Here is a 21,564-nt window from a genome sequence, read left to right on the forward strand (position 1 = left end):
ACCCTTTTTTTCGGTTTTTTCTATTTATTTTTCAAATGCTTTTTAGCCCACCGAATCCTAACAACTTATCCACATTTTCTGTGGATAACCCACAGGAATTTCGGCTTTTGCTTTTCTTTGTGGTAGATTACCGCCCCATTATTTACTCGTTCTTAGAAAAAGGCTAAATACATGGCTGATATCTTAAACTCGATAAGTGGTCTTTTATGGGGTCATCTACTTATCTACCTCTTAATAGCTGCAGGTGTATTCTTCACAATTAGGCTTGGCTTTATTCAATTCACTCAATTCCCATATATGGTGAAGGTAATGATGCAAAGCCGCGAAGGTGCTGAAGATGGTATCTCCTCTTTTCAAGCATTCTGTACTTCACTCGCCGCACGGGTTGGTACCGGTAATATGGCAGGTGTTGGTGTCGCGCTCTATTTAGGCGGTCCTGGTGCTATATTATGGATGTGGCTCATTGCCTTGATTGGTATGGCGACCAGTTTTGCTGAAAGTTGCTTAGCGCAGCTATATAAGACAAAAGATGATGACGGAAACTTCCGTGGTGGCCCTGCTTATTATATGGAGCTAGGTTTAAAACGTAAGTGGATGGGGGTGTTATTCTCACTTTGCCTTATCCTTGCATTTGGTTTCGTCTTTAATGCAGTACAAGCCAACTCCATTGCTGCAGCATTTAACGTTGCCTTTGATGTGCCTAAATATGTGATGGGTATTGCGTTAGTAGCAGCTTCTGGGATTATCATCTTCGGTGGCTTAAAAACTATTGCACGCTTTGCCGAACTTGTCGTGCCTTTTATGGCCGTTGCTTATCTTATACTTGCACTTTACGTCTGTGCTGTGAACTTTGCGCAGCTACCAGACATATTCATGTTAATAGTAAAAAGTGCAATGGGTATCGAGCAAGCGGGTGCTGGTGCTATTGGCTACGCGGTAATGCAAGCAATGCTTCAAGGGATCAAGCGCGGCTTATTCTCAAATGAAGCCGGTATGGGTAGCGCTGCAAACGCTGCTGCTAGTGCAACACCAAATCCAAACCATCCAGCATCACAAGGTTATGTACAAATGCTAGGTGTATTTGTAGATACCATAGTGATCTGTACCGCGACCGCGTCGCTTATTCTTTTATCTGGTCAGCTCGAGCCAAACTCAGGTTTAACTGGCATTGAATTAACGCAATCTGCATTGGTTCATCATGTAGGGGAATGGGGCGCAATTTTCGTTGCGGTAGCTATTCTATTTTTTGCTTTTACTTCCATTGTTGCCAACTATAGTTATGCAGAAACCAACCTACTATTCTTAGATCACCATTCAAAGAAAGGCATGATGGTATTCAGAGCTTGTGTATTAGGTATGGTAATGTTTGGTGCGGTAAGCGAACTTGGACTGGTTTGGACACTCGCTGATATTTCAATGGGTTTAATGGCTGTAGTTAACGTGGTTGCACTCTTTATGCTTCGCAAAGTCGTGCTATGGCTTGCCAACGATTATAAAGAGCAGCTTAAAGCTGGCGTAACCCCAGAGTTTGATCCTAGTACCAACCCTGAAGTAGAAAAAACACTACCAAAAGGCATTTGGACTAAATAGACCAATACAGCGCACTAATGCTTATATTTAGTGCGCTTTCTTCTTAATAAAACCCAATTTTAATGAAGAAGAACACAAAAATACGCCCTTGAGTTCATTTAATGTCCAAACAAACCAACCACTTATTGCCTTTCAAAAAAAAATCCGTATAGTAAAGCACAAGTCGGCATATAGCGCAGCTTGGTAGCGCACTGTCATGGGGTGTCAGGGGTCGCAGGTTCAAATCCTGCTATGCCGACCAGCTTTTCCTTACCCTATTCAATAAGTTAACTTCATTAATTTCCTTTCACAAAATACTCGGTATTAGTACGGTAGTATTGTAACTTTCCGATTTTCGTTCGTTATTCCTGTTTATACTTATGAACTTTGTTTTCTTTAACGTACTAGTGACTAACCTCAATGAGCATCGTTAGCGACTCCTTTCAATGTCGACGCCTTAAAACAATGTAAGAAAAATTCCTATCCAGAAACAAAGCCTTAAAAAACGAAATAGTTCTGACGGCTAATTCAGCTTGAATAGATTTGCCGAAATAAGAACACTAAAAATAGATTGCTGATATAGGCTGTTAAGTGTTTTCTTCCGTCACAACCTCTCACTTTAAACTTTAAACTTTAAACTTCAAACAGTGTAATTTCTACTTCCAGTACTCTACGTGACCAGACCAAAAGGCATGCATTACTCAGGTTTGGATTATTTGTGCCTGTTCCAATATGTCGGCTCTGCTCCTAGTCTCTATTTTCCAGTTAATTAGTAAAATGAAAATGAGGGACTCTTAACATACTTTATAGCTATAACGCCTTATAAATCGGCTATTTCACAGTAGTTTTCAACTAACAGCAGCAATCACAAAAACAATATATTTACATTAAAGTAATAATACTGACAAATAACCTACCTAGTATTGCGTGACTTTCAATTAAGCACGGAGATTAAAATGAAATTCGCAATACTTATGCTTGCAGTCAGTGCGACTGCAAATGCAAACACCAACATATGTAGCAACTACGGTTGCCCAACTGGCACACCATCAAGTAATGATATCGTTGAACGACCTATATATGTGCTTAGCAATAATCGCGCAACAAAGTTTGCGGACTGGGTAGCATACAAAGTCACACCAAGCACAATTGATGGACCAAGCCGTTCGAGGACTTGGAAATCAGACCCTAAAATTGCAAGTAGATACACGCTAGAGCCGAGTGACTATAGCGATGCGTGGGCAACTATCCATACAGATAGAGGTCATCAAGTGCCTTTGGCGTCGTTTTCCAATACACCCAATTGGAGCGATACTAACTACCTCTCGAACATTACCCCACAATCATCAAACCTTAATCAAGGCCCATGGGTTAAATTAGAGAATGCAGTGAGAAGTTTAGTGCGAACGGGCGAAAATGCCTATGTGTTCACGGGTCCCTTGTATGAATATTACTTTGCTACATTGCCTGGTGCTGATGAATCTCACACTATTCCGTCAGGCTATTTTAAGGTCGTTGTCACAATAGCTGGCTCAAATGTGAAGGCTTCTGCTTTTATCATGGAGCAAACTTCTGGTAGATATCTTGATTACTGCAAAACAGAAGTAACCATTGACGAAGTAGAACAAAGAGCAGGCCTGAATATCCTACCTAGCCTGCCAAGCTATAAAGCCACCGACATTGAGGGTCGAGTCGGCGGTCTTAGCTCACAACTAGGTTGCTAATTATGACGGCTACCAGTTGGTAGCCCTTTAATTCACTTTGTAATTTGCATCAAGGCATTTGCTCGATGAATACTCGCCTCATTTAAGGTTTAAGTTACATTACTTTTCATGCCATTTTACGGTTATGTTTTTGACTCGGAATTTCCCATTGGCCTGCCTGTCACAGTGGCTCTGGTTGGTACGTTCAATATGAATGTTTGGCAGGTCTACCTGCGAGGCTTCCACTTCACTAAGTTGCTCTAAACACATAAGTTGGGTCACTTCACGGAGCGCATTATCTTCGACTAGATTTTCAACTAAACGTTTGCCTTTTTTCCTGTTCACTACATTACTTTCGCTTTTATTCTTTGAATGTAACTTGGGCATTGAAAACGTACTGCCTGCAGGATAAAACGAATAGTAGAAATGCTGTGGCTTATGGGTTTCAATCACAACTACGCCCTGCTTACCAAGTACCGAGAACTCCTCTTCAGTACTTTCAAATTTTAGTGCTGTGGTTTCATCCACACCAAAACCAAATTTTTGGCCGCTTTTAAGTGCTAACACCGCAAGCCTAAAACTTCTGCCTCTTTCACTAAAATGCGTATCTAAAACGCCAAAGGAAAAGACTCCTAAGCCACCTGTAGCATCATAAGTTAATGCATCGGCATTTAGCTTGCCACATCTACCATGCTTTTCGCAGTGTTGTACTGGAGCAGAAGCATTTATCGCGCCATTTAATATAGCTTCGATGCTGCTACCATTGGTGATCATGGGAACATAACCGAAGGCATTTTTTCCGCCAGCCTGCACCGCTGTTCCGGCACTTGTACCGATAATTATCGGTATCTCCTTTAGGACTTCAGTCCAAGGATAAGGCGTTTGCTTATCGGTAGCATACATTACTAGCTTAGTGAGTGATTGATCACCGCCGTTAAACATGATCGCATCCGCATTTACCAACTGCTGTTTCACCTTCTCAATCCCTTGCTGGCAAAGATTATATTCGGTTAATGTTCTATCTGGATAAATGACTTCACGATTATAAACCCCATTGAGCTGGTTACGATACCTATCTAGGTTTTCACAGTCATTGCGACTAAGCGCCGCGGCTAATGCTGGAGTAAGGGGGAACCATTGAGCATTAACATCGTAGCTTTGAAATAGTCCTTCATAGAAATCAGCAGACTCATAAGGATCACGAGATGATGCAGTGACAAGCAGCAGTCTTTTGGTTTTTGTCTTGCCAATGCGCTTAGCAATATCCTCTATGATTTCAGTACTCGCTGGCTCATTATTTCCGTTAGTATTAACTATTTCAGGTAGACGTTTATGCTGATACAGCAAGGGCAGTTCAAGCATATCGAAGAAGAAGTTATATTCTTTATCACTCCAACTGCGATATAAGCCTTCATCAAATTGTTTCGCATGCTGCGCAAGCTGTAGTTTATATAAGACTTTGTTCGATGGTAATTTCTCAAGCAGTTTAAGGGTGCGCCTTAGGTGCGCGCGATTGTTAGTTGGCCAACCTTTAGTGAATCTATTTATTGCTTTTTCATCAACAGAAAACAACGAATGTGTTTTCACAGCCGTTGAAAATTCGACATTTTCTGCACAATTTTTTGTAGCCATACTAGAGCAGGTTTTGAGTGCCCCGCCAATCAGATAAAGTGTTTGCGCAGAAGAGGTTAAGCTGAAGAAAAGCGTACCCACAGTTAACACTGCGGTTATAAAAAACACAACATTCATGATAAATTCCAAACAAATTTGTTAAAAACGACTTGTCAGCACAAAAACGCTTGTGCTATAAATTTTAATGAACATTGCGAAGCGCAAGCTAGCACACGCTGGTTTGCATTGTCAAAAAACACGAGATGAAAATATGTTGAAGAATGCGTTCAAATTTGTTTGCTACTTCTACTCACCTCACTACCTTTCTGAGTGGTTCGACGAGTAGACACACGGTGTAAAGCCGTGGCGTTGTCTATTAATTGCAACCCCACCTCTTGATTTCTATAAAAATTAAACGGCTGGCTTAAGGCGTACTATCGCGATTATTTTTCGTAGTGGCGTGGTTTTTATCTGTCCAATTGAAACTGACCTATTGTTTTTAACGCTTTTTAAGCACTGACGATTGCGAAGTTTCAATGCGGTAGAGCAATAAACACAACAAATAAATTCTACAGCAACGCCATTCGCCTGTACCAAGCCGCTCATCAACAGAAAGTAGGTGAAGTAATGTACAACAAACTATTCGTAGCAATTTCAGCAGCCTTGGCTGCTTCAAGTTTTAATACTCATGCAGAAGAACAAACAAATCAAAACGTAAAAGCCGTTGAAAGGATTGAAGTCACGGGCTCTCGCATAAAAGGCGTTGATTTAGAAGGCACACAGCCCATTACTATTTTGAGCTCAGAAGACATAGATCGCTCAGGTGCTTCCTCAATTTTCGAGTTACTTCAAGACCTTCCTCAATTAAAAGGTGGCTCTGGCACATTCTCAACAAGCGAAAGTGGCAGTACGTCAACCTCAACACCCGCGGGGCAAGCAGCAGCCAGTTTACGAGGCATGGGTCCTTCAGCGACGTTAACCTTGATCAATGGTCGTCGTGTCGCGCCAAGCTCTTTTGCGGCGGGCACACAAAACTTTGTTGATGTAAACGCCATCCCCTTGGCGGCAATCGAACGAGTTGAGATCTTAGCGACTGGGGCGTCCGCAATCTATGGAGCCGACGCCGTTGCGGGTGTGATTAACTATATTCTTAAAGACAATTATGATGGTGCAGAACTTGAGGTTAGCTATGGTAACAGTCTTGTAAGCTCTGATGAGGGCAAAACACAAGTCAATCTAATTTGGGGAACTGAAGTTGGTAATGGCAGCGTTATGTTGTTTGCAGATTTTTACGACCGAAACCAATTTAACGCAACGGATAGAGACTTCTTGGCAACTCCCAACTTAGTTAACGGATATTCTTACCTTCCTAAACTCAACAATACGCCCAATATTTATTATTACAGCAGTCGCGACGGTAATGAGCTTCCAGCACCTGGCTGTATGAGCCAGCTGGTTACCACTGAGTATGGGGAGCAGATCTGTGCTTACTATGGTAATCAAGATGATGTGCTAAGCACACCATTTGAGAGTATGTCTGGTGGTGCGATGTTCAATCAGCAGGTTGGCGAGTTAACTTGGAAAAGTGAGTTTTTTATCAGTAAAACAAAATCGACGGCTTATTCAACCCCAGCTGCAATCAATCAGATTGATGACAGTGAAGGTCCATGGGTGAGAGAGGATGCCCTCTTCATTTATAGCGACGCAAGCGGTAACAACTCGCTACTTGATTCACTTTACATCGACCCATTCAACACACTACTTGGACAGGAGCAATGGGGGTTTCAGTTTGATGCTCGCTTTACCTCACCCCGCACCATTGAAGTCAAAAGCCAAAATATGCGATTGGTTTCGAGCCTAGAAGGGCAACTAGGCGAATGGGATTGGGTGTCTGGGATTATGTTCTCTGAATCTAAATCAGATCAGGTGGCCACCGATGGGGTATACAATCGTTATAAGTTTCATGCAGCTTTGGCCGGGGAGTTATGTGGTGACGGGAACATTGCCAACATTAACGACGGCCAGTTAAGCTGTACTAATAGTAACCTTCTCGACTTTTATAACCCATTCTTAGTAGGCAATACCACTAACGATGCAACACTTGCACTTACCAAAGCACGCCCAACCCGAGAAGGTACAAGCCGCATTTACAGCTGGGATTTTACTGTATCGGGTGAGCTCTTTTCTTGGCAAGATATCGCGGTACAGTCCTCGTTTGGTGTCGAAGCACGAAAAGAAGAGCTGTCGGACACCCCTTCAAATGATGCGGTTGCAGATGCTGCCAACGATTACTTAGTTGATGTATTTGGTTATGGCTCTAGCATCGCGGACGCAAAAAGAACGCAGCTAGGTGCATTTGTAGAGCTATACATTCCAGTAACAGAAACAGTAGAAATGCAGGTGGCTGGACGATATGACCACTTTGACGACTTTGGCTCAACTTTTAATCCAAAAATCGGCATAAGCTATCGCCCTACTGATGCCCTAATGTTACGGGCCGGTTGGTCTACTTCTTTTAGAGCACCGTCTTTAACGCAGGCGGGGGTAAAGTTGAGAACAACGACTTCGACCTTCGATTGCGGCACGAATCAAGCTGTCGCCGATCTGTATTGTGAGGGTGATGGCACGCAAGTTACGGTTAACTCCTTAGAGCTTGGTAACAGCCAACTTAATGCAGAAGAGTCTGAATCTATTTCTCTTGGTTTAGCCTGGAGCCCAACTCAAGATACCACTATCGCGATTGATTACTGGCAATTTGAATATACCGACGTTATTGATACAAATATGACCGCGGTACTCAGTCGTGCGATTACAGATCCGTCGTTGCGTCATTGTGGCCTTGTACCCGATGGTCAGATGGGCATTTCGTATGATGAAGATGTGTGTAGTGTAACCGATACACAAGGTTTGAGCATAGATCAAAACGGCGCTGATCTAAGCGAAATTTTGGTGGCTTATATCGATGAATTTGACCCTCGTGCTCAAAGCCTACAACTATATCGCGATCATGTTATTCAATTAGAGAACACAGGTAGCCAAGATATTGCTGGGTTGGACATTAAATTTAATCATAGATTTAGATTTGATAACGCTGACTTAACCGTGAAACTGGATGCAACTCATTACCTTGAATACGAACGCAATAAACCTGGTTCTGATCTGAGTGAAGAACTTGTTGGTACCTTTAGATACCCTGAAAATATAGGCAGAGTTTCAGTGACTTATAACGCTGATAATTTTTATGTCTCGCTGGGTGCAAACTATACTGACAGTTATGAGGACGACATCGAAGGGCTACGTGGTCGAGAAATCAACGAGTTAGCTGAACTTGGGCAACTCGATAGTGAAGGGAAACGAGATGTTGATAGCTGGACAGTGGTTGATGTTAGTGCGGGTTATGAGTTCTCAGCGCACCTAAAAGTGAGGCTCAGTATTGATAATCTTTTCGATAAAAAGCCGCCAGTGGTTTATGGCTCATCGCGAGGCTTCGACTCAATCAATCACAATGCATTAGGCACTAACTATACTCTCGGATTAACTTACCAGTTCTAATGGAGAAATGGGGGTAACCCCATTTTCGTTCTTTATATGCGAAAAACTATAAAAATGCCTGACGCATTCGTTATTTTGCTGGTGATTGCAGGGCTGTGCTATGTGGTGTCACTTTTTATTTTGCCCGGCTCGTTCGAGATAGCAGGAACTAGTGATACCGTTGCACTTTCACAGTTTTCACAAGCACAAACACCCGCACCTTTACCTTTGTTTGCCACTCAAGGTGAAGCAGGATTGTTCAACGTACTATTTGAGGGACTCGTGAGTGGCGACAGAAATGGAGCCGCTATTGGGGTTATCGCTTTTATCCTAATAACAGGTGGTGCATTTGGCGTGTTAATGCAGACCAAAGCAATAGACAATGGCATTATGGCGCTGATCAATTCTACACAAAGGATTGATTGGCTATTTATCCCTAGTCTGTTCATCACCTTTGCTTTGGGTGGTGCCATATTCGGCATGGGTGAAGAGGCTATCGCATTTTGTATTGTGCTTTACCCTATCATGATGAGGCTTGGCTATAACGCCCAAGTTACCGTGCTTGTGACTTATGTCGCAACGCAAATCGGGTTTGCAACTTCCCCCATGAACCCTTTTAGTATTGCCATTGCGCAAAGTATCGCCCAGTTACCGGTATTCTCAGGCGCAGAGTTTAGGGTTGCTCTCACCACCCTATTCACATTCGTCGGACTGGTTTTTGCGGTGCGCTACGCTGCGAAAGTACGAAAAAAGCGTGAGGATATCATTGCAAGTACTTCGCCCACAGAGCTACAGCTTGTTGATAAGGCGTTATTGCTTGCATTTTTCATGGTAATTATTTGGGTCATTTACGGTGTGACTGCAAAAGGATACTACATCCCCGAACTTGCCACTCAGTTTTTTGTTCTGGGGCTGGTCATCGCCCTAATAGCTAAATTGGGAGGGCGCCAGTCTATTAGCCAATCAGTGGCAGCATTTAAAACAGGAAGCGCAGATCTGCTGCCTGCAGCCTTGCTAGTTGGTCTCGCCAAAGGGCTTGTACTATTACTAGGCGGGAGCGATCTTCAAACACCTTCAATCTTAAATACTGTGCTTTATTATGCGGCTACCTTAATAACCCAAGTCCCTGATGCGTTGGCAGCTTGGTTTATGTATGTATTCCAATCTCTATTCAACTTCTTTGTTTCTTCGGGCTCCGGACAAGCAGCTATTACTATGCCCATTATGGCACCTCTTTCAGATTTAATTGGTGTTTCTCGGCAAACTTCTGTACTGGCTTTTCAGCTAGGAGATGGACTGAGCAACATCATTATCCCAACCTCAGCAAGCTTAATTGGCTGCTTAGGGGTTGTTAAACTTTCTTGGAACGATTGGGTGCAGTTTATTTGGCGCTTTATGTTACTTCTTTTCACATTAGCAAGTGTGGTCACCATATTTGCTCACTTAACAAATTACCAATAAATTTATGCTAACACTTATTAAAAATGTTGAGCTTTTTACGCCGAAAAAGCTCGGAAAGCGTGATGTCCTTTTTGCTGGGAAAACAATCCTCGCAATCGAGGAGGATATCGAAATAAACAGCAACTTGGAGTTCGCCATCGTTGACGGACAGGGATTTATATTAACCCCCGGATTTGTCGACTCTTTAGTGCATTTTAGTGGCGGTGGTGGCGAAGCCGGTTTTGCGAGCCGTACCCCGCAAATGAACCTCACTGATGCAACGCTATATGGGATCACGACTGTCATTGGTGCACTGGGCACCGACGATGTCAGCCGAACACATACCGATCTAGTTGCTAAAGCGAAAGGGTTAAAACAAGAGGGGTTGAACGCCTTTTGCCATACAGGCTCTTACCACTTGCCAATAAAAACGCTTGGTCACAGTATCCGTCACGACATTATGTATATCGACGAAATCATCGGTGTTGGGGAAGTTGCAATCGCCGATCATCGAGGTACGCAACCTTCGGTAAAAGAGCTTACAACCATTGCAGCAGAAGCGAGAACTGCAGGTCTATTGAGTGGCAAACGTGGTACCGTTTCCATTCACGTTGGAACAGGTGTTGAGCACTTACAGCTTCTCCATGGAGTAGCACAGTCTAGTGAAATACCGCTCAGTCAGTTTTACCCAACTCATATGAATCGAAATGCCGAATTGCTAACTGCGGGGATTGCATTTTGCAAAGCTGGCGGAACCATCGACTTTACCACTAGCACCACCGAGTACGACTTAGCCAATGGTGAGCTAGCAGCAGCCGAAGCGTTGGCATATTGCTTAGACAAAGGCGTGAACTCACAACAACTGACCATGAGCTCCGACGGACATGCGAGCTTGCCAATTTATAATGAACAAAATCATTTAGTTGGATTTGAAGTGGGTTCCGAGTCTTCGCTGCTTGGTGCGTTCCAGCAAGCAGTGCAGCAATTTAATGTGCCGCTTGACTTAGCTCTGCAATCTATTACGTCCAATCCAGCAAGGATTTTAGGATTAAATAAAGGTGAGATCTCTGTCGGTAGTGATGCCGACCTTGTTTTGCTCGACGCAAACACGCTAACGCCACATAGCGTTTGGTGTAACGGTCAAAAAATGGTTGAAAGTCATAAGCCACTAGTCACTGGTTTCTTCTCTTAAAGTTTGGCAGGTAGCACTATGCTGCCTGCTAATTTACGAGGAGTTTTAAAAGTAATCAACCAGCTCGTACCTTATCCGAGCCTCAGGATAATTCAAAAATAGCTGTACAACATAAGTGCCCCAGCGCTAAACATAACCACATTTTCTGTTAATGATATAAAGCCTAAAGGCACATCAGTGTCACCACCAACGCATGCACATTTGAGCGCTCTTTTATCAATATATACGGCCTTAAACACCGAGATTGCGCCTATAAACCCTATGAATATTGCCACTGGCGCATAATAAATGGCAGGCAAAGTTGTTAGCATACAAACGCCGGCATATAACTCCAAGTAGGGGTAAGCATACGCGTATTTTAGATGACGCATCGCTAACAAGTCGTAAGTGATAAAGGAGTTTGTAAAGCTATGAACATCCCGTATCTTTTGTACAGCGAGTAACAGCATAGAAAACCCAATAAAGGGCATTACCCATTCGACAAGATTATCGACAGGAAATTGTGTCGCGAATGTGACCAGCAGCGCGACTAAAAATATCGAAAGTACTGGCCAGTATACGTTTTTCTTTTCCTTATGTGACGGCTTGCCTAGATATCGGCGTAGCGCTTCATAGCCACCAATATGTTGATTGTTAATAAATATTTGTGGCGTAGTGTCAACGTTATGAGTGGCTTTAAAATCATCCGTCTGTTTCCTTGATTTGAGTACTCTGTCGTCTACACAAAAACCCTCTCGTGAAAGCAAATCCTTAGCCCTGAGACCAAAAGGGCAAATGTGCGATGAGGTATGCATTCGATAAAGTGTCGCATTTTTCACTGGTGGCTCCCCCTATTTCATTACAAACATAAGTAGAAATTACCAACCGAGTAAATCAGCTAAGAAAAATCTACCGACATTACTGCAATTTCAGCTTAATGATTGTAACTAAAGCGAATTTCATACCACCTTTAATTACACTCAATAACATGAAAGCTGGTTGAATTTATTGATGTACCACAACCAAATTAATCTCGGTTGAGGTAACCATAGATAAACCTGATCTTGGTCAGCAAACCCGTTATTAAATCAAGGTTTGGTTAAAAAAACCTTCTGACTATAAAGTCTTAGATTTATATTTCGCCTTGTCTTTAGCTACCGAGATAAAAACAAATGTCAAAAATAATGGGTAGGGAAATAAAGTTAGGCAAGCACAGTGTATTGCTTTCAACAACGGATCTGGACAGTCGAATTACATACGCAAATCAGTCATTTTGTGACATCGCGGGTTTTAGCATTGAAGAAATGCTTGGTCAGCCCCACAACTTAGTGCGTAATCAGGATATGCCAAAAGCGGCTTTTAAAAACATGTGGTCTACCATTCAAAACGGCCAATCTTGGATGGGACCTGTTAAAAACTTAACAAAAAATGGGGATTACTATTGGGTAAACGCTTTCGTCACTCCAATTAAAGACGAGCGAGGCAACATAGTTGAATACCAATCTGTAAGAACTTGCCCTTCTCCCGAGGTAATTAAACGCGCAGAAACTGCTTATCGCACTCTTGATAGCCAACAAAAAACGAGCCGCTATGACAGCACTCGACTCTCATTTATTTTATTGCTTTTCGTCGCGATAACTTTGCCTCTAGCCCCTCTATTAAGCAACCATTGGTTTACCCTGCTACCATTGACTCTGTTATGTATCACGATTGCGTTAACCGCACGTTTTCGCACGAAATATAAAGCTTTGCTCACACAAGCCAAAACAATTTTTGATAATGATTTAATGTCTGTGATATATGGTCAATCTCGAGACAGAGTTGCCGATATTACACTGGCATTCGAAATGCAAAAGGCGAAAATTTCTGCGGTAGTAGGCAGAGTGAACGACGTATCTGTTCGAGTAAGTAAAAATGCAAAACTTACCACACAAAGCGGTCAATTTGTTGCCGAGTTACTAAAACAGCAAACAAGCGAGGCAAAAGAAATGGTTGTTTGCATGGACGAGTTTTCGCAAACCATTGATGAGCTCTCAGAAAACGTAAACCATGCTGCAGATGCAGCAAATAACTCAGAGCACCAGGCAGGGCTTGGTAAAGCCGCAGTAAAGGATGTTATCGATTCTATTCACTATCTTGATAAGCATTTAATGGAGGTGAACAATGCCGTAAATCGCTTAGTCTCGGGGAATGATCGAATTCAAAATATTCTTAGTGTTATCAACTCTATTGCCGATCAAACCAACTTGCTTGCGTTAAATGCCGCAATTGAAGCCGCCCGAGCGGGCGATCATGGTCGAGGATTCTCAGTTGTAGCAGATGAAGTTCGCACACTTGCACAGCGCACACAAACTTCCACAGAAGAAATCACGCAATTACTTAAAGAACTAAATGATATTTCCAGCTCCGCTGTTGAGTCAGTGCAAAAAAGTAATAGTCTATCAAATCAAAGTGTTGACCTTGCAAAGAATAACGGTTCAAGCCTTGATACCATTCAAAGCCATGTCATGCATTTAGCCGATTTAAATCGCAGTGTTGCCGCCGCCATTGAACAACAAAGTTGTGTGGTAAAACAAATAAGTATAAACGTTGACAGCGTGACTACGCTCGCAGAGAGAGGCACGGAACATGGCGAGAAATCTTTTACTTTAAGTCAAGAATTACTAAGTCAAATTGAGCAGCAAACACGCCTAATACAGCAATTTTCTCAAACATGAGAAAACCAAATAGACCACAACTTATTATGTGCGTAGATCAGAGCCAAAAAGACGCTTAGATATCAGTGGACCTCAGTATTTAATTGGATACCTTGGGTCCACTGACCTTGCAGCTAAAGACAGTATTATAGCTCGGCCTCAAGAATGGCGAGTGCGTCCTTTTCTGCCTGTTTCACATTGCCATCGGCTTCGATAACACGCACGGCTAAATCTTTCGCAAGTTTACGCATCGGCTCATCGATAATGTTATTCATGCGGTGTTGCACATAAGCTTCAATGTCATTATTTTTTATCGCAACAACAGATTTTGAAAGGCTATCTTCGATGTAATCATCTAATGCGATTGCAGAGTTCCACTGCAGACTTTTTGCCCACTTTCTCACAACATGTTTTTCACTCTCACTGATGACGCCATCAACACCAATAAATAGTAATGCGATATCAATTAGGGCTTCTTTTTGCATCTGATCGACACAAATGCCTGTGTCAAAGTGATTGAGTAGCTGTTCAAATTTCATAATTCTTCCTTAACCCTTTTCTGCAAGACAAGATCACAGATATTTCAAGACGGAACAAAAAACGCTAAGATTTAAACATATGCTAACTTTTTCCATTTGTCATATTAAAAAAGTGCAAGTTCAATTACACCTCGCTCAGCAGACCGTAAAAAAGTCGAAAAAATAAGAAGGCTTCACTTATTACATTTCACTTTTCACAATTAAAAAGTTCCCAAACACTGCCAATACTATTACCTCTATCGCTAAACAGCGTTATGCCTGCTAACCAACACCTCTAATACATACGACTAAAGAAGCAGCCTTTAGAGAAAACATCAATTATAAAGTTTGATTTAGTAAGAAAAGATCATTACCTCCACAATTGATTCATTTTGTTGAAATAATTTGCACACTCTCAGAATCAATTAAAGAAAAATAGGAACAACAATGAAAGAGTTAAAACTAGGAATGAACTTATCATTTTTCATTTCCCTTTCTATTATAGCGTTTACCTTACTTGTTCTAGATACCGTAATCGTGTCAGAAAGAATTAGCATGGTTTCTTTTGTCCAATTAACGCTATCTGCAGCAATCATGTTTTATATTGTTACAGGGTTATGGGCAATATTCAGTGGTCAAAGCCGAGTAATCATCTGCAATCAAGGCGTGGTTTATCACAGCCTGTTAGGCCAAAAGCACTATATTCCAGCAGAAGAAGTGGAAAAAATCTCGGTGGAACGATTACTTTGGTTCAGTTATACCAAACTTTATCTGACAAGCGGTGTACTAAGAATTTGGTCTTTCAAACCCAATCTTGCGCAACAGCAAAGCCTTAAACTACTGGGATATATTTAATCCCAAGTTTATTGGTGTGTAGTAGGCCTTATAAAGTTGCTTTCAAAACGAGGCATTGAGTAAGATAACCTAAATTTATAACGAGGTTATTATGCAAAGACAATATGCGATAGGTACGCCCGGCGTACCTTGGACTTCCAAAGAAAAAACAGTGTGGTTAGAAAGCCAATCGATCAAACGCTCATACTCTGAAGAGGTCGTAACTCAAATTGAAGCGCTCAAGCACGCTTTTGACGTCACCGAGTATGGTCAGCTTGACTACCCCAACCAAACTTATTCTCTATATGCATTAACAACAAAAAACTGGCGGCAAAACAAACCAACCATACTCGTTACCGGTGGCGTGCATGGCTATGAAACAAGCGGTGTACATGGTGCGCTCGCTTTTGCAAAATCAGAAGCACAACAATATGAACAGGCTTATAATTTCATTATCTTGCCTTGCTTGAGTCCTTGGGGCTATGAAACGATAAATCGTTGGAATCCAGAAGCCGTTGACCCTAATCGCTCTTTTTATGCGGATAGTCCAGCACCGGAGTCTCGATCAGCAATGGACTTTGTCAATAAGAAAACAGCAGATATTCTGTGTCATGTTGATTTACACGAAACCACAGATTCTGATAATTCTGAATTCCGCCCTGCATTGGCAGCAAGAGATGGTAAAGAGAATCACAATTGGAATATTCCTGACGGTTTCTATTTAGTCGGACATACTCAAAAACCGGAAGCTAAATTTCAAAAACGTATTATCGAAGAAGTGGCTGCGGTAACGCAAATTGCCGATGCCGATGATCATGGGCAGCTAATCGGTGTTGATTTAGAGCAGCACGGTGTAATTAATTATGATGGCACTGCGCTAGGCTTATGTATGGGCATGACAGATGCCGCTTTTGTAACAACAACTGAAGTTTACCCTGATGGTCAAAACGCAACACCAGAAAACTGTATCGCGGGTCAAGTGGCAGCAATTAGAGGGGCCATTAAGTACTTACAAAGCGAAGGTCTTTAGCGCTTAAGCTTAGGTAGATGTGGTTTCGTAAACTACATCTACTTCAATCAATCACATCGGCCTATTAGTTTTGTCTGGCTGTGTTACAAACACTACGTTATAAATAACATAGCTGATCATCTCAGTTTAGTGCTTAATTCGCTAAATCTTCCTTCCCACTGACGACCCCAAAGATTTCTTTGAATGAAGTCGGTTTTTGCAAAATACTCACTGGAATATGCAATGCTCTTGCGATATCACTAGCAGAGATCATACCCCTGAGCCCTTCCGGACCAACCAATAAAACGTGCTGCAATCCTAGACTCTGTAATGTTTCAAGCACATCTCCTATCGTACTTTTAGCAACCATTTCATAGGGAACAGCATAGAGCTCTTCTTTAGTCACCATCACATCTTCAACGCACACATCTTCTCTCGACACCTGTTTTCTCTGTGCAACACTTAAGACCTTTCTGCCAGTGAGGTCACGACAATTTACCACTCCCAAGAAATTATCATCTTCGTCAACAACGAGTTTTGAGCGCACATGGCCATTTTTCATCATGTATAAAGCATGATCAATATCGACGTCTTTTGCTATCACCTGAGGCTGCCTGCGAGTAAAGTCGGTCACCACCTTAACCGCACTACTGTCCATATTTAAAGGTTCTGAATCGAAGTGATCACAAAGCTGAAATACCCCTTCCAACTTAACGGTTTTTAACGCTTTGTATTGGCCCATTTTATACTCCTGCTTTTATAAAGCCCTTCGAAAGTCTGGTTTTTATGTTGCTGTGAACAATCCACAACTAAAAATAAAAAGAACAACCAGTGTAAAGGCAGTAAAAAATTATTTTAGGTAACTGGAAAAGTAAGAGAGATCACGAAAGCTCGAGCACATGAGAGCTAATCTCAAGCCTCTCTAATTAAAATATGGTTTATACCGTGAATATATTCAAGTCAATGAAGTCTAAAACTCCTGTAATCTCAGTGTAATGCCGTGTAATAGCTAAATTTAAGTAAACGAATTAGACTGAAGATGTTTGCTAGGATTTATCACCCTAATATCAAACAATTGGTTTAGGCATTGGAATTCCGCGTCAAACTAGAAAAACTGTAATTCCAAATTAGACCAAGCCGGTACGTAAGTGCTGGTGAATTCTTCCCTCAACGAGACCCACCTCGTGGGTCTTTATCATTGAGTAGAAGGAAATAAAATTGTATGCTTCACGGCACTTATACATTGATATAGATGAAATTTACGCCTTGCTGAATTGTGATATCTATTTTGTATAAGCATGTAATTTTCATCAAAGTTATACGGAACTAACTATGGCTTATTTAATCGACGAACAGAAACTCGAACGAGTCTATCTTAAAAGCTATCATACGGTAGGCCGCTATAAATATAGTGTAGATACCTTGATAGACAAGCCGGGAGTGTCGCGACATCACGCCATTATCGAACTCAATGAAAACAAATGGTTTATCAGAGATGTGAGTACAAACGGGATCTGGATAAACGATAAAAAGCTCGACAAGAACCTTCCGTATCAGCTATTCGAAAATGATAAGATTGATTTTGCAGCACCTGGCCAAAACTCGTTTGTGGCAGCGAACTTGCAAACCGAGTGTCAATATTTAGTTTCTCAGTCAAATAACCAAAAAGTAGTAGAAGTAACGAATCAACTTCTACTTCCTAGTGAAGATGACGCTAAACACATCATTTACTATGATAAATTGCTCAACTATTGGTTTTTAGAAGATCTGAATACCTCAGATCGACAAGCCTTAATAGATGGCAGTATTGTATCGCTGATGAACGACCAATGGATGTTTTTTTCTGCCACGACAATCGCGGTAACTAAGCACCTTGAATGCCAAAAAGCTGCCAAGCCAATGGCACTAGAGTTCAATGTAAGTCAAGACGAAGAAGATACTCAACTAACACTAAGTGTTGACGATAAACACCTAGACTTAGGTGTCAGAAGTCATCACTACTTACTGTTGCTGCTTGCCAGAACTCGGATCCAAGATAAAGATGCTGGCCTTGAATCGGATGTTCAAGGTTGGGTTTATCGTGATGACTTAGCAAAAGCGCTCGGCGTACAAACAAACCATATGAACATTATGGTTCACCGCGCACGGAAGCAATTTGTCGATTCCGGTGGCGAAGATTACCCAGAAGCAACCTTTTTATTAGAAACTCGCTGTGGCCGAGTAAGATTAAATTGCCAAGATATCACGATAATAAAAGGCTCTAAATTAGAAACTCGCATGACAACTTAAGCGATATTGTTAGTTGGGCAGAAATAGCATTTCGGCCCAACTATTTGCCTATGCTTTATACTCTCCAGCATAATTCACTATTTTGTTTTCGAGCTCTTTACATAGCCCCAATACGAATAAAAGCTCCACAAGTACAAACAGTGGTCCAATAGCTAAACCAATCAAATCATCGACAAATGCAGGCTTTTTTCCCTCGAAATAATGCCCTATAAACTGTATCACCCAACCTACAAAGAAAACACCAGCCCAAAACAATACGGTCATTATTCCTGCATTAACTATGAGTGGATTCAACGTTTGAACAAGGAAATAAAAAGCCAGTATGATGGCGCTCATCATTAGCCCGAAAATGGGGGATAGCATCAGGTAATAGCCACATAAAACTACCCCTATCAGCGCGGCAAGGGTGATAGCTACTCCTGATACACTGAATAGCGGGATAAAAGTCATACCCACAACAGCAATGACAATTAACGGGATCCCAAAAAAGTGAGTCAGAATGTTCCTTTTGCTGCGATGATACATGGCATATTGGCTTAATAGTGTCTCTAGTTTGTTCATTATTGTTCTCTCATTGATACCAATTATCCTACTGATAATTAGTCAACAAAGTGAATTTATCAATAAAAAATTCTATTCGCGTATTAGGACCTATATAAACAACCAAATAAACAGCATACCGAATACAATAGTCTGCATTATGAGCACCATCAACAGCTTAAAATTAAAGCTAGGTTTAATGGTTTTATGCCTGAGCATATACATTGCCACTGGTGTGATAATATTGAGCCCAAGTAACCCACACAGTAACAAATTACGCTCAGAAATGCGCGATTGAGCAAGTGTTGAAGCGCGCTTATCCCACCAAAAAAGTGCAAATATAAATAAATTGATAACCAACAACACCACTGCAGAAATAACCGCTTGCCAAGGTAGCTTAGATACGCAAAGCGCCCCTAACCACACGCCAGCCCCCCAAAATAAGCCCATCTGCTGATGCATTAAACGAACCGCCGACATGCTACTTTTCCTGTCTTATTGTGTTGATTTGAATGAAAATTTCAGCGGAAGCATAAGCATCATCCATCGCCCGGTGATGATTAACCAAAGGTACATTCATCGCTTGGCAAAACGCACCTAGCGCATAAGAACGAAGGCCTGGTACAAACTTTCGGCCTAACTGCACAGTACATAACTTCGCACGAGTAAACTCTCGGCCGACTCGAGCAAACTCCTGCCGAATAAAGCCATAATCAAAGTTCACATTATGCGCGACAAAAATAGCACCTTGGCTAAAATGCTCAACTTGTTCCAGAATTTCAAAAAACCTCGGAGCATCACTCACCATTGCCTGAGTGATCCCTGTCAGTTCAGTGATTTTTTGTGGGATACGACGCATCGGATTAACAAGTGATTGCCATTTAGCAACGACCTCGCCGTTAACGACTTTTACCATGGCGATCTCGGTAATGCGATCAAACTCTTTGTTGCCACCGGTGGTTTCAATATCGACAACGACATAAGGTTGCTCTTTGCAAATATGCCATTCAACGGTTTGCAGTCGCGTGGGAATATTGCATTGCAAGAGTTTAGAAATGTTAACTAGCTGACTTCGGCTAAGGCTATCACCTGGTGCCTTGATTTCTTCAAACCTTAAGCCCGCTTTTTTGTCGACTATCATCAGATCGGGAAAACCAGATTTCATCAGATGAAAGTCACTACACATTAGCCTTAAAACGGATTTGACATCCTCAATTGACAAGTTAGACAACAATATTTTTATTGAGTCGAGCATCTTATCGTGCCAAATAAACAACCGATTGGGTTCTCCATAATGTTCGCTCACCTGGCGTAGAAGCCAGTTCATCCAAGCAGAAGTATCTGTAAAATTCGCTAAGCGACATTCAATCTCTTCCTCAAATTCGCTATAAAAGCGATTTTCTTTTAACGCCAGCGGAGTTCTAGAAAACCCATTAGCAACGATACTTTTTGGGTGATAAAACAGTTCTTGCCAAAAGGTCAATCCAAATAAGGCCAGCCAAATTTCATTTTCAACATGATAGGCCTCGATGCCATGACGTTTATAATAAGCAATGACGCCAGCTTCTGTTTGTCCCTTAAAAGCCTCATCAATTTGGATTGCTGGTTGACTTTTTCTTAGTATATCCGTGAGTACAGAAGTGCGTTTTTGGTTAAATTTACGCTGGTAAAAGTCTTCGGCGAAGATCATCAATGTTTCATCATTTTCACCCTGTAATATGCGCTCTAATTGCTCACGCACCAGCTCAACTTCACCTTGTTTATAATTATGTCGTATCAACATCTCACGAGCTTGAGGGTGCTCACTCATACACAGTAAGGTTTTAAAGTGGGAAAATTCAGGACCTAATTTTCTAGCAAGCGTTAACAGGTACTTTGCATGTGCTGTCGCTGCATATTGCCCATCGACCTTAGGCAATTGTTGCGCTGCGGCCTGTCTAGCACGCTGTACTAATTCATCTTCAGAGGTGTTTTTAAGCTCACTGAGTGCATTTGCATAATAAAACGCGCTCACGGCTTCTGCTTTTTGTTCAAAATGTGCATGGTAAGCGGCGTCAGCGCTCCGGGTATTCATTACACCAAGATCTCGCATCGAAAATTGCGCTAAGCTAAAGCCTACCTTACCAAAGTACAAAAATAGAAAGTAGTCGATATCTGCTTGAAATGAGAGCGTGAGATACTGGGATAAGAATTCTTGTGTATTTAGATGTTCAACGCTGACAGATTGATATAAATGCGCTACCCAGAGCGATTTTTTTGCCGATTTACTTGGCAGTGTAGTTAAGCTCTCTCGCTCGGCAAGTTCAATTAAACATGGTTTAGTTAAGCAATGTAGCAGTACTTGAAAGTCGTCTTGTTGTACCTGACGAAGTAATCCCTTTGCTTTTAATGAAAACGCGACTTCACAAATATTATTGATCTCTTCATAGCGCAGTGAATTGATATCCAGAAAAGGAGTTTTGCGGGAAATAAACCGCACTAACAAACACAATTCATCTTCAGGCAAGCGATGTAGCTCTGCTAACAGCTCACGCTGTGCACTACTTAATAGCGGTTGACATACTTTAAGTAAATAATCGCTAAACTCACTAAAGTGGCTTAAGTAATATTTGGCGGGTAACTCTTTTCTCAACACAAATCTAGACAACTGTTT

Annotated in this window: 16 protein-coding genes and 1 tRNA gene; 10 read left to right on the plus strand and 7 right to left on the minus strand. The window is 41.7% G+C overall.

Translation table 11 applies throughout. The features are described 5' to 3' along the window. Positions 1 to 171 precede the first annotated feature (171 nt). From JJQ94_RS01715 to JJQ94_RS01725, 3 genes are all read left to right on the plus strand, one after another. Positions 172 to 1,590 carry an alanine/glycine:cation symporter family protein gene (locus JJQ94_RS01715; protein ID WP_099030616.1) on the plus strand — a complete coding sequence of 473 codons (1,419 nt, stop codon included), beginning with the start codon at positions 172 to 174 and terminating at the stop codon, positions 1,588 to 1,590. A gap of 164 nt (positions 1,591 to 1,754) precedes the next feature. Then, a tRNA-Pro gene (locus JJQ94_RS01720) sits at positions 1,755 to 1,831 on the plus strand. Positions 1,832 to 2,525: 694 nt separating this feature from the next. Next, complete coding sequence (locus tag JJQ94_RS01725; RefSeq protein ID WP_099030617.1) at positions 2,526 to 3,293, plus strand: DNA/RNA non-specific endonuclease; 768 nt, start codon at positions 2,526 to 2,528, stop codon at positions 3,291 to 3,293. 99 nt (positions 3,294 to 3,392) lie between these two features. Here the strand turns inward: JJQ94_RS01725 and JJQ94_RS01730 are convergent, their stop codons facing one another. Continuing rightward, entirely contained in the window at positions 3,393 to 5,021 is a 1,629-nt protein-coding gene (locus JJQ94_RS01730; protein ID WP_099030618.1) for a cyanophycinase, read from the minus strand. A gap of 489 nt (positions 5,022 to 5,510) precedes the next feature. Between JJQ94_RS01730 and JJQ94_RS01735 the strand changes: the two genes are divergently transcribed. From JJQ94_RS01735 to iadA, 3 genes are read left to right on the plus strand one after another with little or no spacing between them, the layout of a single operon-like run. Further along, positions 5,511 to 8,435 (plus strand): TonB-dependent receptor domain-containing protein, encoded by a 2,925-nt coding sequence (locus tag JJQ94_RS01735; protein WP_099030619.1) that lies wholly within the window; start codon positions 5,511 to 5,513, stop codon positions 8,433 to 8,435. Between the two features lie 36 nt (positions 8,436 to 8,471). Next, a complete protein-coding gene (gene yfcC, locus JJQ94_RS01740) occupies positions 8,472 to 9,875 on the plus strand; it encodes a putative basic amino acid antiporter YfcC (RefSeq protein WP_099030620.1) in 1,404 nt (467 codons plus the stop codon). A 4-nt stretch (positions 9,876 to 9,879) separates the two neighbouring features. Continuing rightward, positions 9,880 to 11,046 carry a beta-aspartyl-peptidase gene (gene iadA / locus JJQ94_RS01745; protein ID WP_099030621.1) on the plus strand — a complete coding sequence of 389 codons (1,167 nt, stop codon included), beginning with the start codon at positions 9,880 to 9,882 and terminating at the stop codon, positions 11,044 to 11,046. A gap of 92 nt (positions 11,047 to 11,138) precedes the next feature. On the opposite strand, the gene JJQ94_RS01750 is transcribed toward iadA, so the two are convergent. Continuing rightward, entirely contained in the window at positions 11,139 to 11,840 is a 702-nt protein-coding gene (locus tag JJQ94_RS01750; RefSeq protein WP_099030622.1) for a MauE/DoxX family redox-associated membrane protein, read from the minus strand. 357 nt (positions 11,841 to 12,197) lie between these two features. Here JJQ94_RS01750 and JJQ94_RS01755 point away from each other — a divergent pair, with 357 nt between their 5' ends. After that, positions 12,198 to 13,742, plus strand: a complete 1,545-nt coding sequence (locus JJQ94_RS01755; protein ID WP_236596471.1) for a methyl-accepting chemotaxis protein — start codon at positions 12,198 to 12,200, stop codon at positions 13,740 to 13,742. 125 nt (positions 13,743 to 13,867) lie between these two features. Here JJQ94_RS01755 and JJQ94_RS01760 read toward each other — a convergent pair whose 3' ends face one another. Further along, the gene (locus JJQ94_RS01760; RefSeq protein ID WP_017218137.1) at positions 13,868 to 14,260 is read right to left on the minus strand and encodes a hypothetical protein; all 393 of its coding nucleotides are present in this window, start codon (positions 14,258 to 14,260) and stop codon (positions 13,868 to 13,870) included. Positions 14,261 to 14,686: 426 nt separating this feature from the next. Between JJQ94_RS01760 and JJQ94_RS01765 the strand changes: the two genes are divergently transcribed. Together JJQ94_RS01765 and JJQ94_RS01770 are read left to right on the plus strand one after the other, a co-directional pair. Beyond that, the gene (locus tag JJQ94_RS01765) at positions 14,687 to 15,094 is read left to right on the plus strand and encodes a hypothetical protein (RefSeq protein WP_099030624.1); all 408 of its coding nucleotides are present in this window, start codon (positions 14,687 to 14,689) and stop codon (positions 15,092 to 15,094) included. Between the two features lie 91 nt (positions 15,095 to 15,185). Further along, positions 15,186 to 16,103: a M14 family metallopeptidase gene (locus JJQ94_RS01770; protein ID WP_099030625.1), complete on the plus strand. Its 918-nt coding sequence runs from the start codon at positions 15,186 to 15,188 to the stop codon at positions 16,101 to 16,103. A 133-nt stretch (positions 16,104 to 16,236) separates the two neighbouring features. Here the strand turns inward: JJQ94_RS01770 and JJQ94_RS01775 are convergent, their stop codons facing one another. Beyond that, on the minus strand, positions 16,237 to 16,824 hold the full coding sequence (locus tag JJQ94_RS01775) for a CBS domain-containing protein (RefSeq protein ID WP_039491599.1): 588 nt from the start codon (positions 16,822 to 16,824) through the stop codon (positions 16,237 to 16,239). Between the two features lie 590 nt (positions 16,825 to 17,414). Here JJQ94_RS01775 and JJQ94_RS01780 point away from each other — a divergent pair. After that, entirely contained in the window at positions 17,415 to 18,371 is a 957-nt protein-coding gene (locus JJQ94_RS01780) for an FHA domain-containing protein (RefSeq protein ID WP_099030626.1), read from the plus strand. A gap of 48 nt (positions 18,372 to 18,419) precedes the next feature. On the opposite strand, the gene JJQ94_RS01785 is transcribed toward JJQ94_RS01780, so the two are convergent. The 3 genes from JJQ94_RS01785 to JJQ94_RS01795 form a co-directional block, all read right to left on the minus strand. Continuing rightward, complete coding sequence (locus JJQ94_RS01785; RefSeq protein WP_099030627.1) at positions 18,420 to 18,932, minus strand: Mpo1 family 2-hydroxy fatty acid dioxygenase; 513 nt, start codon at positions 18,930 to 18,932, stop codon at positions 18,420 to 18,422. A gap of 90 nt (positions 18,933 to 19,022) precedes the next feature. Continuing rightward, positions 19,023 to 19,391, minus strand: a complete 369-nt coding sequence (locus tag JJQ94_RS01790) for a DUF1294 domain-containing protein (RefSeq protein WP_099030628.1) — start codon at positions 19,389 to 19,391, stop codon at positions 19,023 to 19,025. Position 19,392: 1 nt separating this feature from the next. After that, a complete protein-coding gene (locus JJQ94_RS01795) occupies positions 19,393 to 21,546 on the minus strand; it encodes an exonuclease domain-containing protein (RefSeq protein WP_099030629.1) in 2,154 nt (717 codons plus the stop codon). Positions 21,547 to 21,564 lie beyond the last annotated feature (18 nt).

The organism is Pseudoalteromonas sp. GCY (assembly GCF_016695175.1).
Classification (GTDB): domain Bacteria; phylum Pseudomonadota; class Gammaproteobacteria; order Enterobacterales; family Alteromonadaceae; genus Pseudoalteromonas.